The following is a 16,031-nucleotide window of genomic DNA, read 5'->3' as shown; positions in this document are numbered from 1 at the left end:
TCAAGATATGGTCAAGATTCGTTAAACTGGAAACCTATTCCGTAAATTGTTTCAATATGATCGATGTCATCAAGCTGCTGTAATTTCTTCCTGATGTTGCTGACATGCTGTTTTAGTGATCTTTCAGTGCAATCCGGTGTCTCCTCACTTATCCTGTCAAGGATTGTATTCCTTCCAAGAGGTCTTCCTGCATTACGCATGAGAATACTCAATATCGCAGCCTCAGTTCTCGTTAGGTTCGTTTCTTTATCTCCTATGATAACTGTCATAAGACTCGTATCAAGAGCAATTTTCCCTGCTCTTATTACATCATCCTCTACAGAGATTGTAGCCCCTTTCCTTTCTGAAACAAGACGAAGATGTGCTTCTATCCTTGCCAGAAGCTCAGAAATCACAAAAGGCTTAGTAACGTAATCACAAGCTCCTTTTTTTAGAATCTCTATCTTGCTATCGAGGTCAGACCGTGCACTCGTTACTATCGTTGGGACTCCATCAAGGTGCGTTATTAGCTCATCTCCGGAAAGTCCTGGAAGCATGAGGTCAAGAAGGATAAGATCGGGCTTTTTCTTTTCCAGAAACATAAGAGTCTCTGTTCCCGAATAGGCTCTCGCCACCTCATAGCCTTCAATTTCAAGTGCCTCCTGTAACATATTTCCAACACTTATATCATCTTCCACAATCAACAAATGGTAGTCCTTCATTATTGCCAGTTTTCCTCCAACATTACTATTTAGACCGTTCCTTCGTATATGAGCTTATCCCCGACATGAACCATTTCGACTCCAGGCTTCTTATTCTTATTGAAGCAAAAGCTTAACATATAACCAGTGCTCAGTCCAAAATAATCAAGATATTCGCTGATCTGCTTCTCACCATCAGCATTATACCTTTCTCCGCGCCATATCTTGAGTTCTATCACATAGCGCCTACCAAGATAATGGATAACAATATCCATACGCTTATGATCTCTGGTCTGCTCCTCGATCGTGTATGTACCGGTGCCGTTTATTATGGCTGAAAGATAGGTCACAAAACGCTCCCTTCCTTCATCCTCTAGGAACTTCTCTGTATTATCACCGTGGATCCTGTTATGCTCCGTAATGAAATGCTCCATAATCTTTGGAACATTGAGTATACCATCCTCTACAAAGATAGATTTAGACTCAGAGCCACTCTGCTTTAAGTCATTATATTTATTATTCTCACCAATGAAATGCGTATAGAGTAACATTTCAAATATACGGTTGGAAACCGCAACAGTATTATGATTATTCCTTATAAAGCCATACATGAAAAGCTGCTGCTGTTCCTCATCATATGGAAGCCACGCAAGAGTCTCTCCCTTTAAAAGGATGCTCCTAAGGCTCTTCTTAAGTTCAGGATAATTTGTTAGCTTACCGGTCAGGGATTCAAACAGCGAATTACCGCTCTCACTAAGTAGCATTTTTACAGACTCATCAACTCCATACTCTGTCCATGCCTCACTGAGATTCTTAAACTTCTGCGGAACCAGCCTGGTATCGATATTCTGACAGATTCTGCTCACAAGATATGGATATCCATTAGTGTACTCTCGTATCTGTCTTGCAAGAACCGATGTATCCATGCCAGTTGAATGATCGGCCTCATATTCATCAAGCATCTCTTTTATTCCGTCTTCCGGCAGGCTCATATCAATATCAAAATCCGCTGCTATATTCCAGGGACTATTAACTTTGTGTTCCGAATCTTCCCTTATCTTCAATTTAAGATGTTTTACATCCATAACACCTGCGAGTATAACTGACTGAAATGTCTTGACGCCCTTAGTGTCACGATTTATATAGTTGTCACGCAGCTGAGCCAGAAAATCAAGAAATACTGTATTATTGGTAGCTGTATCAACCTCATCAATAATCAGTATTATCTTTCTTTCCGATATATCGCACCACTCCAAAAGAACATCAAACAGGTCTCCCAAACTAATTTTATCTGATTCATGTTTTACAAGATTATCTATTTCTACTCTTATTTCTTCCGGAATATCACTGACTCTGCGCAACTCTCTTCGCAGTAATCTGCAGAATTCCTTAACAAATGAGGCTTCATCTGCAAATCCTGCATCTCCAATTCCTTCAAAGCTTGTACTTATGACTATATAATCAGACACTAGGGAATCTGCAAGAACACTGAGCATAGTCGTCTTACCATACTGCCTCGCCCTGTTAACCGTAAAATACTTCCCGTCATCAACAAGCTTTCTGATCTCCAGAACTCTCTCTGTCAGATCCACCATATAATGTTTTGAGGGAATACATACTGCTGTCGTATTAAAAGTCTTCACTACAGTCTCCTTACAACTTTAACCTTTTTTATATTATATCGCATGATTGACACTTATCATATGAAAATCCCACTTGTTAAACAAAAAGAAATTTTATTAACCAATAAGCAAATAACCTCTCTTCCGGATTACGGCCGAGAGGTTATCGTCCTTCGTTAGCCAGATTATCACCTGACTAGAATAACTCGATTTATTCCTACTACAAATCAATTATTCACAGGAAATGCCATCATTCCCGCCATTAAAAACACAATGAAAAGTACCAGTATTACACCTATAGTGTAGGCGAGCTTCACATCAAAAATTGTTATGTCTTCATCCCAAAATGCCTTTCTCCCGTACAAATATTCCCTTTGATTATTCTTAAAATGTATTTTCCGTTGTCCTAAGCTACACCTCAATCCATTACTTGAGGCATCGTGCAGGTTTAAAGTGTCTACCTATAACGTTCTTGCCACCAGCCTTCTTGAATAATGACTTCAACTTTTTCATATGCTTCGAGTTCATATCAAAACCAACAATTTTCATCATAACAGATCTTGTATCTCTGAAGGCATCATTACCTACTCGTTTTAATTTATTTCCTTTTAACTCAAATTTATACATGGATTTGCAGCCATAAAAAGCTCTTTCCTTGATCATTTTAAGGCTATCAGTATCGCTGATAGAAAAGTACCTGAGATTTGTACATCCTTCAAATGCACTTTTTCCTATATATTTTAAAGGAGCAGAATAGACTATAAACTTTTTTATCATCTGGTTGTCCCTAAAGGCATTATCAGCTATTCCGACAATCTCATAGTCTTCTAAGTAATAATCTTCACAAGCTACATTTTCATAATTCTTTTTTGTATATTTTGTTTTTGGAGAAGGATTAAATCCTGTTATTTCAACTTGTATGTACTTATTTTTAGATTCACTTGCGGTTTTTACAACCCTGAATTTGAATAGATCATATTTTTCACATATAAATTCATCTCCCTTCATGAGGTGATCAGCACTGACCTCTTCACCTGTTGAGACATATGTCTCGGCACATGCATTTATTGAATATATATTAAATGAAAAAACCATAGCTAAAACTGCCATCAAATACCAATATATTTTTTTCATACTCATTTTTTGTCACTCCAATACTTTTTTCTTTTCTTGAAACATACCTTTTTAGCACCTGCTTTTGTAAGCAACTTCTTAGTCTTTTCAAGCTGCTTCGGACTGATGTCATAAGCTCTTAACTTTCAGTGCAGATACTGAACATACCATGTCAGGTCTATAAATATGCACTTCAGGCAACAGAACAGGAGAAGTGGGTTCTGATCATATCGGTTCTGATGTCAGCAGTATGTTGCATGATTATCTTTATAAATATGTTAGTATTAAAACTAGAGTTGATAGGTGTTTTTGCCGGTTTTGGAGTATTCTATGCTGTACTTGATGTATTTTTTTATGTAAAGTACACACATTTACTGACAAAGAGATAATCGACATTGCCTCCCAGTCTTATTTAAGGGTTGAGGCTGCATACAGTTCAAACACTGAACTGCATACAGCCTCGAATTCATTGATCCCCCGTCACATTATCTTCTCACCAAATTTGATTTTTCTGTACACTTTCCATATCAGGACAACTGGAAGTGCAAGCACAACATATATAGTAGAAAGGCCTCCAAAAATTGCCATAAAAAATATAAATATGTATGTAATCACATCACTCATGCTTCCTACCCTCCTTAATTTCTTCAGTCTTATCTTCCTTTTCACTTATATTCGCTTCATCAGACTTGCGATAAGCAATAGCCATCCATATAAAGGAAACGATCACAAGAAGCGTGCAGATTACACCTATAACTGTTGTCATTACTGTTGTATACATTTTTCATCTCCTTGTCTGCTGCTTCTTTGCAGCAATAAGCGTACAAAACTGGCTGCAGTCAAATATCAGTTAGTCTCAACTGACCTGCAACGCGCACGCAAACAAGAGCAGACTATATCTGCCCTTCAAAACTGATAGTTTCTTGTTGGAAATGAAATAGGATTATTTAGCCCCGTCCTGGCTATGGATATACTGAATCATTGTCCGCCTGGAACAAATAACATCTGTCCACGGAAAAATAGACGGTAGTACTGATGTATAGAAAGCACCCTCAGAAATCAGGATGCATAAAATCAATGACAGAACAAGGATCCTCTTGCTTGTGGAACCTTGTTCCAATCGTTTTATGACTTCGCTTACGGCCCTAACATCCCTGACCTCAGATGCTGCCATAATGAACATATCGCTATCTTTTATATAAGTATTGGACCTGAGCGGAAGCGTAGAAGACTCAGAACTGGTTGTTACACCATTTCCAAAATGATCTGAAAGATTCTCTATATTGTGGGCATCAAAAAACAGGCCACCTGCAATTATGGCCAGCGTCAAAAACAACAATATGGCTGTTTTTATTCCGGATACCTGTTTCAGTTGTCTCTTTCTAATATTTCTCAACAAATTTGCCTCTCGGGTACAACAGTCTTTCCATATCATCTGCTCTCGTCAAACAGATCTTCATATATAGCTTCCATTGCCTCGACAAATTTTCCCCACTCAGGATTTTCAATTTTATCTCGTGCTGTAAGATAGTACAAATATTTGTATAGAATCCTGAGACCTTTTCCATCATATTTCTTTGACTCATACAAATAAAAAATCAATTCATATGGCTGTATTATTCCCATATCGTCGAGATCAGTTTCAAGTTCCTTTGCGTTTTTAATCAGCCGGATAGGCAAAGCATCATTGGCTGTAAAATACAAATACCTTTTCACAGCCATATAAGAAAGAGATCTTATCTCTCCCCTATCTTTAGAATTATCTGCTGCAGGATCATATCCTGAATGCACGGATAACTTTTGAAGATACAAATTTAAAAGTGCGTTTTCTTCTTCACTCAAGTTTCTATCATAATGCACTTCCAGTCCTGATGATTCATTGCCAATGTGTTCATCGACATATGCCTTAACAGAACTGACCACCATCTCATCATATACAGTTTCATGTACTGACAGTTTCGGAAATTCCAAAAGCAGTGGATCAAGAAAAACTGTTCTATAATCCTCAAACCTAAAAGCTGCTATATGTTTTTGGAAATTGCTCCTGTCAGGAGGAATAAAAATATTTGCATCCAGGAAAATTACCTGATCATGATGTTTAATCAGTTCTTTGAAAGCCGGGTTTATTCTATCAATATCGATTCTCATTACTTTTCCCCACTTTCAAAGTACTCTTTGAGTTCATCATCTATTTCATCAATGATCTGAAAGCCATAATCCTCCGGTCTCTTATCAAACAGTGAAAGAAGCTGTACAAATTCATCATCTCCGATAAGTTTATCTTCATAATTACTGATAATTGTTTCCAGAACTTTATTTGAAACACCTATAGTCTTTGTTTTCTTATTAAGAAGCTCTGATATTTCATTGTCAGCACTCTTTAATATCCGCCTATAGATGCTATCTTCATCACGGCATTCGATGCCATATAATTCCGTATAAAATTCCTCGCTGATATAGCCTTCCTCAAATATACGATTTACCAATGCCTTGTATGGAAGCCACCACTCACATTGCAGACGAGCAATAAACCTAAGAACTTTAAGCTCCGAATTATCGGTAATACTATATTTACCAAACGTATCCAACACCAACTTCTTCAGCTCATCTGCCGGTAGCAATAACTCAGCAGCAAATCTATCCGCTTTCTTCTCTATGACCTCATCTTCCAATTCCATCTCGGGGGAATACGCTTTACCGGTCTTAGTCCTGAAATGATATATCTCATGAGCCAGCGCAAAAATCTGTTCATCATAGTAGCTGGATGTATTAAGTCCAATAAATGTAATTGTTGTTTCATCTGTCTTGAACCAAGTAATATTTCCGTATGTGTGAGTTCCGCATGAATCACCAAAGGGATACTCACAGAGCAGTATCCCTTCTTTTTCTAATATCATGCGGATATCACTACCCAAAGGAACTGTTGGGAAAACACCAAAATCCTGTCTCGTCTTTGTAGCAAGTTGTTTAACTTCTTCTGTTTCTTCTGCGTTCAATGTATATGTCCTAATCATTATGAAGAGCCTTTCTAAGTAATATCTGCTGTTTGGATGCCATCATCATATCAAACATATGATCAACACCTTTCTGTTCTTCTGGCGACATCTTAGATCTTCTAAATGCTGTATAGACCATAGGTTCAGTATCTTCAAATAGCGATGTTATTTCAAATGCCAAAACTCCTGCAAGCTCCTCAAGCTGCATAATTGACGGAATATACTCCTTCCTTTCAAGCCTTCCAATCATCTGCCTGTTTATACCTGTTTTTTCGCTTAATTCTTCCTGTGTTATTCCCTTCTCAATTCTGGAACTCTTTATTATATTTACCATTTTCTCTTGTGACAGGCGTTTCATAAGTATCTCCTCTTTATTAAAAGCATATCTTTATGAATATGATATTTAAAACATCATATTTCCATCTTTACAATTAGAATTATAGCACATTTTTTATGTTTTAGTATTCAAAATCCCTTTTGCATCAGCTTACATCAGTGTCACCTGGAAGCTAATTGTATTCGACCAGCAAATAACCGAAAGGATATTATTTATCAGGCAAGCTTATTCTGATCCTGCAGCATTTCACGACGTTCAATAGCTTCCTCAGTCAACTGTTTCTGATAATCCTTTTTCTTGTAATATTCCTCAAGCTGCTTCTTTTGTCTGGCAGCTTTTTGAGCTCTCCTCTGCGCGTTAGTATTATTATTGTTTCTCTGTCGATTCTGAGTATTCTGATTTCTTATCTGTTCCATCAACTGGTCTAGCTTTTCTTCATCCGATAATAGCTCAGCCTCGCGTCCTTTTATAGCCATATCCACATGCTGAATAGTCCCTGCTCCCCCGTTCTCTTTTAGGAACATGCCTGTTTTCCGGATCTTTCCGTCAAGAACCTGATCTGCACCATCCATTCTGAATTCTGTTTCTTCTGCTCCAAGGAAAATCGCTCCGACACCTGCATCCTTAAGACTCTTTAATTCATCACCGCTTTCAGTCTTGTACCACACTTTGAGCTGATCAAAAACCTCATCATTTTCATCTATCCATCCATTTCCATCTATGTCATATTCTGCAAGATCCTTGAAGCCATCACCACTTTTCACTCCAAAAAGCTCATTTCCATCGTTAATCTTGCCATCTCCATTTTTATCCAGTGCCAGGAATCCGCTTCCTTCACCAAGCGTAGAGATTTCATCCTCTTTTCCATCTGCATCCAAGTCAAATTTGAATTTCTTATCACTAAGCTCTGCAGTGTCGGATCCTGTATTTATGATAAGTGGATCAAACAGCGCATCTAGCGGAGAAGCCATCGGTACAAAAACTTCTGACACTTTGCATCGTTCCATAGAGGCGTTCATATTAACATCAATACTTCTACCATCTGTAGTTTTGACTGTTCCCTTGGCTTCATAGGTTGTCGTTTCAGTCTCAGTTGTTTTATCGACAAGGCCAACAAATCCCATATTGCTGCCTTTTCCCGTCTGGCCGTACTGTTTATCATAATACCTTGAAGCTGTACTGTTTATTTCACTCTGATCAATTCGCATATAGAGCCCTCCTTAAGCTTCTGTCAAATATCTCACTGCAAGCTTCACTAAGTTCGAAAAAACCTCACTAAGTGAACTTGCATGGCTCGCACTAAGTTCGGCAATACCTCACTAAGTGCTCTGCTCAAAAAGCGCTTTCCGTAGCTTTAATCTATGTAGTTTTCCCTTACGCCAGCCAGTTTCCTAAAAATGATGAAAGTCCATAGTTCCCGGTAAGCCCATGGCTGCTCCAAACTGAGCCGGCACCACCAATCCTGCTCATTAGCGCGCCTACATAATCCATCCCAAAATTCATGCGATCACCTCCTCATAAGGAGCTTTTTCCTTTGCTATTTCAAGTATCGTCCATGAAATGAGACAATTAAATAGGATTGTAACGAACGGACAGTTTAATGTAATGAATAGTCATTTTTCTTTTGACTGCAGCATTACCGTAACGATAAAAGTATTATTTCCCGTCTCCACTTTGACTCCGCCGAGATATTTTTCTGCGATGTTTTTTACACTTTTTAGCCCAATACCATGCTGCCCATTATCTGTTTTTTCCTTTTTCCTGCTAACTATTGAGCTATCTTTGTCCCGTATAACAGTTCCATCATAGGAATTTTCTGCTTTTATCAGATAAAAGTTATCTTTTGAAGTCCCGTATAGCTTAATAAATCGTTCTTTTTCCGATACCAATGCCACCGCTTCCAATGCATTATCTAAAAGGTTATTGAGTACAATAGCCATATCCATAGCACTGATACTCTTATCCTCAGGGTAAGAAAACTCACACTCAAAGGTACATCCCTGCTTTTCTGCCTGAGTTGCCGCTTCATTTATTACAACATCAGTAACCGGATTACCTGTAGAATATTTCACCCCACTGGCATTCAGCTCTATATCCATTTCACTTAAAAAATCACTTGCATCCTGATAGCGATTATTCTCGATAAAACTCTTTAAAATCATCAGCTTCCCTGCCATATCATGACGCAGAGTCCTGATCTGATCGTGATGTTTTTCAGTAAATTCTATCTTTTTTCTCAGAAACTCCTGCTCCTGCACCTGTTCCTGAAGCAAAAGGTCTTCTTCCTTTAAGCGCCTATACCGCTGCCAGGTTGCTATGGCTGATAATTCACCTATAAAGATAAGCACTGCAAGAATTGGCAGAGTATATCTAAGACTTCTCTTTTCGTCCAGCAAAACAAATACTTCCTTTTGTAGCGGAACAACCATGACATCTACGATCATGTATGAGATAAAATAAGATACCGCAGAGTAGATTGAAAGATAGACTGCTTCTGTCCAGGTCATATCATACTGTTCTGGACAAATCCTTTTTATTAATAAAAATTCTCCCCACACCATGACAGTCATAAATATTACTTGAGCAAGCATCAGCAAAAACATCCTGAGCCACAGTTCTTCTATCGCTCCTTCCAGCGAATAATCTATACTTCCTATGACCATGTCTGTTATTGAATTAGAAGCTGCTGTATTAATCAAATGCCAGACATAATATACGTTCTGCCAGAGGAAAAACACAAAGATCATGTGTGGCATTGCTTTTTTGTCATAAAAATAAAATATTGCTGCGATTGTCAGAACACTTATTACGGTAAATAGCCCTTTTACAGGGAAAGGAAGAGAATACAGGCATAATGCCTCAATCGTAATTACTGCTGATAACACAATCCTCTTTCCCCTGTTCAAGACCTCTTTTTTTATAAACAGGCCCATGAAAAAATACAAAAAGATGCCTCGTATCAGAATTATTGATACTCCATAAAATTCTTCTATTATCCTAATTTGCACTTCTGACATATACACCAAGTACCTCGTCACAAAATATGATCCATATATGCTTTAACAAAATCTGCATATTTATATTTGGAAATAATTATAGAATCTCCGCTGTCCATAATGGCTTCTGTCCTTGTGTACCCTCTGATATGGTTCAAATTCACAAGATATCCTCTATGTATTCTGAAAAACTCTTTCCCCAGTTCATCTTCAAATTCTGACATTCTTTTATACACTTCATAGTTTTTGCCTTTAAGATGTACAGTAGTTTTCCGGCCATTACTTTCTACATATAAAATATCCTTGATGGCTATCTGTATTGTTATTCCACCTGTCTGGATAGTTGTGTACTGTTCCCCTGCATCCTCTTCATATGTAGCTTCACATATCATCTGGGCATCCATTTTTTTCAGTTCTTCCACTGCTCTTCGAAGTTCAGACTCAAATGCGGCCTTAGATATTGGTTTAAGAAGATAACCGTAAGCCCTTACACCAAAAGCATCTCCCATTCTGTCGGGAATACCGGTAACAAATATGATAAGTGGTCTTGAAGCCCTGATACTGCGGCCACTTTCTTCAATTCTTTCCCCCAGAGTTTTGGCTGCCTCAATTCCATCAGTACCACCCATAGCTATATCAAGAAAAAGCACATCTATTTTTGTTCCTGAATCTATGTCCTTTATGAGGTCTTCAGCTGATGAATACTCCTTTATTTCTGCGTTATACACACTTCCGGAAAGCCATCCGTAAAGTAATTCTCGTACTGCTTTTTCATCATCACAGATTGCAAAACACATTTTTCCCATAAGATGTGAACCTACTTTCTGTTTTTACGTTTTATCTCCATTTCCATACATACTGCCCAAAAGCCAAAATCACATAGCAGTTAATAACAAAGTCATATCCATAGACATAACAAAAAGCTTAGCATGATTATTCATGTAAGCTTTTTGAATTCCAACTATATTTTAATCATAACATTATGCCAGCACTCTCTATAGGTCAATGTTATGAATGGTCAGTTTTATGTCATGAGTGGACATTATTTCTTCTTAAATTAAGGATTCGCGGCTACAGTGAGAAAAGTGCATAAGAATATCTATCCTGCCTTTTATGCGCTTTGTCTGCTTTGAGACATTTCAGAAGTTTTTCTATGCCTTTTAGCCACTATAATTTCAGCTTTGACACCTTAGAAAATATGTTAACACATTTTCAGGCATCCGCTAACCTCAATCGCTCAACTACAGTCTCCTTCATAGTTCTGCTATAGATCGCCACAGGAATGATCACCGCTACAATTAGCATAACAGGTGTCACAATCATGATCGGCATCAGAGTAAATCTATATGTATAAAACCACATCTCCGTTCCTATACTCTTTACCAAAAGAACCGAAAATACGCTGCTAAGAATCATTCCAAAAATCAATGCCAGTCCACCATATACGATGCCCTCGAAACAGATACTTGTCCTCTGGATGCGTTTTGTCATACCAACAGCCTCAAGCATGGCAAGTTCAAGTCTTCTTGAAAGCACTGATGTCACAAGGGTATTTATCAGATTCAGAATACCTATAAGTGCGAGCACAGCTGTCAAAAGTCCGCCTACAACCTTGAACATACCTATCAGTCCATCAAATTCTTTTCTGTATACAGCTCTTGATGAATATTTTAGTGATGGCTCAACATTACTTGTATAGTCCGCCATCCATTTTTCTATAACAGGTTCTGCTTCATCAGTAGTATCAACGAGTGTCCTCATAGGTGTTCTATCCCCAAAGAAATCCAGAAATTCTTCTGACGGTAGAACATAATTAACGTCCATATCCGTATAGTTCTGTATTCTCATAGAAAAAGGGATGCTTACTGTTGCCAAAACTTCATATTCTCTTGTCTCTCCGACATTGTTATTTACAGCAATGGTCTCACCCGGCAGAAAATATGGAACAAGGCTACTCTCTTTATCGCCTCCGTTATTATACTCGTTTACGATGATATATTTACCGGTCTTAAATTTATCTTTATCATATTTTCCCTGAACAAAATCCAGATTACGGACAGCATAATCATCCATACCATAAACTTTGGCAACCGTTCCAGTGCTCTCATTCAGATATTCGATTTCTCCATCACCGGCAGCATATGAAGCCCCATCCCTCATCCATGTATCTACATTTTCATTGTCAAGAAGCCTTTCCTCAAAACGAGCAAAATCCCTGTCACCTAGTTCCTGATAGCAATACTGTTCAGCATATATATTTCCTATGTCCAGAATCCCATCCTGCTTCTTAAGTTCACTGATAAATGAATCGGTAACCCCGTCATAAGTCTGCCCGGTTGCTCCAAGATTATCTGTTATTGCATCTGCAACTGAAAAGTCTGTTTTGACATAATTAGATATATATTTACTCTCGTCAAATCCGATGATCATCGTATGTACGCTGTTTAACACAACCAGCGACAGTGCAAGGGAAAGCACAACATAAAAGCAGCGTTTCTTTTCCCTAAAAACATTCCTTAAAGCAAAACTCACAGGAGTAAACTTCCCATTATGCTTCTTTGTTTTGCAGGCGCTGACATTCTCAGTATATCTGAGAGCTTCTATAGGTGTTACCTTTGATGCAAGCCTTACTGCTTTCCTTACCGATAACCTTACTGTGAAATAGGAAAAGAGAATTGAAAAAGCCAATACCCAGACATTAATCACAGCCTTATTGTCAGTTGTTTCCGAGAATACAAGCTGGCTCATGACAAGTGGAAGAAGCAGGCTGCCAACAATCAATCCTCCTATCACGCCTATGATAATCCCAGGTACAGCATGATAAACAGACTGCCATTTCACTATATTTTTAAGTTGTCTGCTACTGGTTCCAACTGTTTTAAGAAGCCCATATGAGCGTATGTCAGTATAGATATTTATCCTGTATACGTTGCTGATGATGAGATATCCCGAAACAAAAAATGTTGCAAGCATTATTATCATCAGTAAAACAGTAGTAAGGTCCATTGTTCCCACTGATGATGCCCAGTTAACACCAATCTCTGTATTATCCGGAAACCCATTCCTTACAACCGTTTTATATGTCTGGCCACTGATATCAAACGGAAAATAAAAGTCTATATCTGCGCAAATTCTTCCATAAAGATCATCAACAGTTCCCATGGAACCATCTTCATAAAACGAAACCGTCGGTGTCGGAGAATATTTGTCCTGAAAAGCCTTAGATACCAATACCATTTGAGCCATGGATATCCTGTCGCCGGTGTAGATTCCTGAAATCCTGAATTCTTTTTCTATAATACCTTTCCCGGTTTCAATCTGCAGAGGAAGCATACTCCCAATCAATGATTCATATTCAGAAGTATTTCTCGCATCCATCCCAAAAGCCTGCAAGATCAGGCTGCTGACTGCAATTTCGTCCTCCTTTACCGGAAGATGGCCTACTTCAGGATAACAGAACCCCTTTCTTGCACTTGTTTCATCGCAATAGTTTGCCTCAGTATACAGTTTTAAAAGTTCCTGATTCACAACATTTCCGACATATATTCTCTTTGATACTTCTTTCAGCTTGGAATCAGCTACAATCCTGTTATATTCATCCTCAGTGAGGTTCTTAATACTTGCATCAGATGTGCCTCCCGATTGTCTTGCAGTTGATTCCTGAAATTTTGATACTATGCTTCCTCCAATTGTGAAAAGAGCTGTAAACATAAATGTACAAAGCGCAATCGCAGCTATGACCACCATACTTTTTCTATGATTCGCTTTTACTGTTTTTAATGCTATTTTTCTTATAACTTTCCTATTATTGACCCTTGGTCCCTTCATCCTTCTGTCGTCCCTCATACCTCACACCTCTTTTGACACTATAAGGCCGTCTTCTATCCTTATGATTCGGTCAGCCATCTGGGCAATCTCATCATTATGCGTGATCATGATGATGGTCTGTGAATACTTGTCCCCAATGACCTTAAGAAGCCCCAATACATCCTGGCTTGTCTTTGAATCAAGGTTTCCTGTGGGCTCGTCTGCCAGAATGACCTGCGGTGCTGAAGATAACGCTCTTGCAATTGCAACACGCTGTTGCTGTCCTCCGGAAAGCTGATTAGGATAAGCATTCCTCTTTTCTGTGAGCCCCAAGGTATCAATAATCTGATCCACGAACTCCTTGTCAGGGATATTACCATCAAGTTCTATCGGCAGCACAATGTTCTCATATACAGAAAGAACCGGGACAAGGTTAAAAGACTGGAATACAAAGCCAATCTTCCTTCTGCGGAATATGGTAAGTTCTTCATCTTTTAAAGTAAAAATATCTTTTCCATCGATTGAAACAGATCCTGAAGTTGGGCGGTCAAGCCCTCCAAGCATATGCAGCAAAGTTGACTTACCGCTTCCGGATGTACCAACTATTGCAATAAACTCTCCCTTTTGTACCGAAAGATTAATCCCTTTCAGTGCCTCTACTGCTGTATCACCTTTTCCATATGTCTTTTTCAGATCTGATACACGTAATATTTCCATTCTGAGCCTCCCAAACAAAATCACCTGTAAAGGAGAATGACTTCTTGAATGCAAAAAGGAAAATGCATTCAGGAATCTACCGATCTCCTATACAGATGATTATCACATACAAATCTTTCCAGAATCTTTCAAGACATTGCTTCAATTCTTACAGTTTTGTCATATTTCACTTTTTCGGGAGGAAAACAGAGAACGTAGTTCCTTCTCCCAGCTTAGAACTTAACTTAATGTAGCCTCCTTCACCTGATATTATCTCTCGGGCAAGATGTAGGCCAATCCCAACACCTTCCTTCGATTTCACATTGCTTCCGCGATAAAAACGCTGGAATACTTTCGCTGATTCTTCCTCAGGTATACCTATGCCGGTGTCACTGATATCTACGCAGGCAAACATTTCGTAATCCTTTGTACTGATCGTAATACTTCCCTGATCAGTATACTTGATAGCATTATCTACGATATTTACAATTGCTTCCTGCGTCCATTTCTTATCAATAAGTGCCCTTGCATCAGTATATTCAAGCTCCAGTTTTAAGTTCTTAGCCTCAGCCTTTTCCCGAAGCTGCATGGCAACATCCTGTAATAATGGATTAAGCTCTTCATTATCAGTCTCAAGTGACAGAATCCCGTTTTCCAGCCTTGAAAGTTTTACAAGACTGTCTATCAGGAACCTTAATTTTTCTGCCTGTGAATGTATAGCTTCGACGTTTGATTTATCATCCCCGGTAAGATCAGCACTCTCCAGAAGTTCACTATATAGAATAAGATTTGAGATTGGTGTTTTGGTCTGATGGGAAATATCTGAAATAAGGGATTTTATCTTATCACGTTCATCCTTAACGTTCTGTGCAGAGATGGAAGATGCGCTTAAAAAATCCGACAGCTCCGACTCCAGTTTAGATAACCGCCCCTCATCAAAATGCTCTGGTGCAAACTCCCCATTCATTGCCGTATGAATCATGCTTTCCAGGGAGTCAAATAATTTCCTGGTTTTTACTCTGTTAATAACGATTGCCATGCAGGCGATAAGCATAAGGCAAATGCCGATTACAAAAATAAGTTTATCCATTCTCTTTCACCCAGCTATAGCCTATCCCATATACTGTTTTAATCTTTTCCTGCGCAGAAAGCTTATCCCTGAGCCGTTTTACAGTAACAGATAATGCATTCTCATCAACATATTCAGCCCCATCAGTCCAGAGTCTGTCTATCAGAGTTTCTCTTTTTACGGTCATCCCTGCATTGTCTGTCAGTACTCTTAACAGACGCTGCTCAGTTTTCGATAGTTCCACAGTTTTACCATTTACAGAAAAAACCATGTTATTATAGTCAAACGCATAAATACCATCAGCAAATACACCTAAATCATTTCCATGATTAGTCTTTCGCAGCTGAGTATTTACTCTTGCACGCAGAACAGCAAGGGAGAAAGGCTTTGTAATATAATCATCAGCGCCTTGCTCAAGTCCTGTAACAATATCCTTATCCGTATCATTAGCAGTTAAAAGAATTACAGGTACAGTGGGTGTTTTTTCTTTGATTTCTTTTAACAGGTCTAATCCACTTCCATCCGGAAGATTGATATCCAAAAGTACAAAAGAAACTGTACCAAGAGACAACTGTTCTTTTGCTTCACTTATGCTCTCACAAGACACAATCTGCCTGTCATTTTCTTTTAAAGCCTTGCATAGCCCCTGATTTAAAGTTGTATCGTCCTCAACAATAAGAATCTGTTCCATAGCTCCTCACCTAATAACATCTTT

The 16,031-nt window shown here is 38.5% G+C and carries 18 protein-coding genes; all 18 read right to left on the bottom strand.

What is annotated here, in order from left to right; genetic code table 11:
• Positions 1–11: 11 nt before the first annotated feature.
• Positions 12–701 (bottom strand): response regulator transcription factor, encoded by a 690-nt coding sequence (locus G602_RS0112545; RefSeq protein ID WP_026659330.1) that lies wholly within the window; start codon positions 699–701, stop codon positions 12–14.
• A 29-nt stretch (positions 702–730) separates the two neighbouring features.
• A complete protein-coding gene (locus G602_RS0112540; RefSeq protein WP_026659329.1) occupies positions 731–2,323 on the bottom strand; it encodes an AAA-like domain-containing protein in 1,593 nt (530 codons plus the stop codon).
• 206 nt (positions 2,324–2,529) lie between these two features.
• On the bottom strand, positions 2,530–2,667 hold the full coding sequence (locus G602_RS30455; protein WP_155829858.1) for a hypothetical protein: 138 nt from the start codon (positions 2,665–2,667) through the stop codon (positions 2,530–2,532).
• Between the two features lie 61 nt (positions 2,668–2,728).
• Positions 2,729–3,442 (bottom strand): leucine-rich repeat protein, encoded by a 714-nt coding sequence (locus tag G602_RS0112530; RefSeq protein WP_026511295.1) that lies wholly within the window; start codon positions 3,440–3,442, stop codon positions 2,729–2,731.
• Positions 3,443–3,895: 453 nt separating this feature from the next.
• Positions 3,896–4,039 (bottom strand): hypothetical protein, encoded by a 144-nt coding sequence (locus G602_RS30450; RefSeq protein WP_155829856.1) that lies wholly within the window; start codon positions 4,037–4,039, stop codon positions 3,896–3,898.
• Positions 4,032–4,196, bottom strand: coding sequence for a hypothetical protein (locus G602_RS30445; RefSeq protein WP_155829854.1), 165 nt, complete (start codon positions 4,194–4,196; stop codon positions 4,032–4,034). Before G602_RS30445 ends, G602_RS30450 begins: the two co-directional genes overlap by 8 nt.
• Before the next feature lie 162 nt (positions 4,197–4,358).
• Positions 4,359–4,811 carry a hypothetical protein gene (locus tag G602_RS0112510; RefSeq protein ID WP_026659328.1) on the bottom strand — a complete coding sequence of 151 codons (453 nt, stop codon included), beginning with the start codon at positions 4,809–4,811 and terminating at the stop codon, positions 4,359–4,361.
• 35 nt (positions 4,812–4,846) lie between these two features.
• The gene (locus G602_RS0112505) at positions 4,847–5,563 is read right to left on the bottom strand and encodes a hypothetical protein (RefSeq protein ID WP_026659327.1); all 717 of its coding nucleotides are present in this window, start codon (positions 5,561–5,563) and stop codon (positions 4,847–4,849) included.
• Entirely contained in the window at positions 5,563–6,429 is an 867-nt protein-coding gene (locus tag G602_RS0112500; RefSeq protein ID WP_026659326.1) for an ImmA/IrrE family metallo-endopeptidase, read from the bottom strand. Before G602_RS0112500 ends, G602_RS0112505 begins: the two co-directional genes overlap by 1 nt.
• Complete coding sequence (locus tag G602_RS0112495; RefSeq protein WP_026659325.1) at positions 6,422–6,769, bottom strand: helix-turn-helix transcriptional regulator; 348 nt, start codon at positions 6,767–6,769, stop codon at positions 6,422–6,424. The genes G602_RS0112500 and G602_RS0112495 overlap by 8 nt, the downstream gene beginning before the upstream one ends.
• Positions 6,770–6,963: 194 nt before the next feature.
• Complete coding sequence (locus tag G602_RS28975; RefSeq protein ID WP_049945209.1) at positions 6,964–7,956, bottom strand: hypothetical protein; 993 nt, start codon at positions 7,954–7,956, stop codon at positions 6,964–6,966.
• A 166-nt stretch (positions 7,957–8,122) separates the two neighbouring features.
• A complete protein-coding gene (locus G602_RS31745; RefSeq protein WP_256374979.1) occupies positions 8,123–8,251 on the bottom strand; it encodes a hypothetical protein in 129 nt (42 codons plus the stop codon).
• 110 nt (positions 8,252–8,361) lie between these two features.
• Positions 8,362–9,633, bottom strand: coding sequence for a sensor histidine kinase (locus G602_RS28970; protein WP_207638174.1), 1,272 nt, complete (start codon positions 9,631–9,633; stop codon positions 8,362–8,364).
• Between the two features lie 149 nt (positions 9,634–9,782).
• Positions 9,783–10,550 (bottom strand): LytR/AlgR family response regulator transcription factor, encoded by a 768-nt coding sequence (locus tag G602_RS0112475; RefSeq protein ID WP_049945207.1) that lies wholly within the window; start codon positions 10,548–10,550, stop codon positions 9,783–9,785.
• A 406-nt stretch (positions 10,551–10,956) separates the two neighbouring features.
• Positions 10,957–13,590, bottom strand: a complete 2,634-nt coding sequence (locus G602_RS0112470) for an ABC transporter permease (RefSeq protein ID WP_026659323.1) — start codon at positions 13,588–13,590, stop codon at positions 10,957–10,959.
• A gap of 3 nt (positions 13,591–13,593) precedes the next feature.
• Complete coding sequence (locus G602_RS0112465; protein WP_026659321.1) at positions 13,594–14,268, bottom strand: ABC transporter ATP-binding protein; 675 nt, start codon at positions 14,266–14,268, stop codon at positions 13,594–13,596.
• A 166-nt stretch (positions 14,269–14,434) separates the two neighbouring features.
• On the bottom strand, positions 14,435–15,337 hold the full coding sequence (locus G602_RS0112460) for a sensor histidine kinase (RefSeq protein WP_026659320.1): 903 nt from the start codon (positions 15,335–15,337) through the stop codon (positions 14,435–14,437).
• Positions 15,330–16,007 (bottom strand): response regulator transcription factor, encoded by a 678-nt coding sequence (locus G602_RS0112455; RefSeq protein WP_026659319.1) that lies wholly within the window; start codon positions 16,005–16,007, stop codon positions 15,330–15,332. Before G602_RS0112455 ends, G602_RS0112460 begins: the two co-directional genes overlap by 8 nt.
• Between the last annotated feature and the right edge of the window lie 24 nt (positions 16,008–16,031).

The organism is Butyrivibrio sp. AC2005 (genome assembly GCF_000424145.1).
In the GTDB taxonomy this organism is placed as follows: domain Bacteria; phylum Bacillota; class Clostridia; order Lachnospirales; family Lachnospiraceae; genus Butyrivibrio.
This window is presented reverse-complemented; position numbering and strand designations above follow the sequence as displayed.

Excerpts from the sequence above, each read along its gene's own strand:
- G602_RS31745 (WP_256374979.1), bottom strand. The coding sequence starts at position 8,251 with ATGAATTTTGGGATGGATTATGTAGGCGCGCTAATGAGCAGGATTGGT.
- G602_RS30450 (WP_155829856.1), bottom strand. The coding sequence starts at position 4,039 with ATGAGTGATGTGATTACATACATATTTATATTTTTTATGGCAATTTTT.
- G602_RS0112495 (WP_026659325.1), bottom strand. The coding sequence starts at position 6,769 with ATGAAACGCCTGTCACAAGAGAAAATGGTAAATATAATAAAGAGTTCC.
- G602_RS0112545 (WP_026659330.1), bottom strand. The coding sequence starts at position 701 with ATGAAGGACTACCATTTGTTGATTGTGGAAGATGATATAAGTGTTGGA.
- G602_RS0112500 (WP_026659326.1), bottom strand. The coding sequence starts at position 6,429 with ATGATTAGGACATATACATTGAACGCAGAAGAAACAGAAGAAGTTAAA.
- G602_RS0112505 (WP_026659327.1), bottom strand. The coding sequence starts at position 5,563 with ATGAGAATCGATATTGATAGAATAAACCCGGCTTTCAAAGAACTGATT.
- G602_RS30445 (WP_155829854.1), bottom strand. The coding sequence starts at position 4,196 with ATGTATACAACAGTAATGACAACAGTTATAGGTGTAATCTGCACGCTT.
- G602_RS0112475 (WP_049945207.1), bottom strand. The coding sequence starts at position 10,550 with ATGGGAAAAATGTGTTTTGCAATCTGTGATGATGAAAAAGCAGTACGA.
- G602_RS0112530 (WP_026511295.1), bottom strand. The coding sequence starts at position 3,442 with ATGAGTATGAAAAAAATATATTGGTATTTGATGGCAGTTTTAGCTATG.
- G602_RS0112470 (WP_026659323.1), bottom strand. The coding sequence starts at position 13,590 with ATGAGGGACGACAGAAGGATGAAGGGACCAAGGGTCAATAATAGGAAA.
- G602_RS0112460 (WP_026659320.1), bottom strand. The coding sequence starts at position 15,337 with ATGGATAAACTTATTTTTGTAATCGGCATTTGCCTTATGCTTATCGCC.
- G602_RS0112455 (WP_026659319.1), bottom strand. The coding sequence starts at position 16,007 with ATGGAACAGATTCTTATTGTTGAGGACGATACAACTTTAAATCAGGGG.
- G602_RS28975 (WP_049945209.1), bottom strand. The coding sequence starts at position 7,956 with ATGCGAATTGATCAGAGTGAAATAAACAGTACAGCTTCAAGGTATTAT.
- G602_RS0112465 (WP_026659321.1), bottom strand. The coding sequence starts at position 14,268 with ATGGAAATATTACGTGTATCAGATCTGAAAAAGACATATGGAAAAGGT.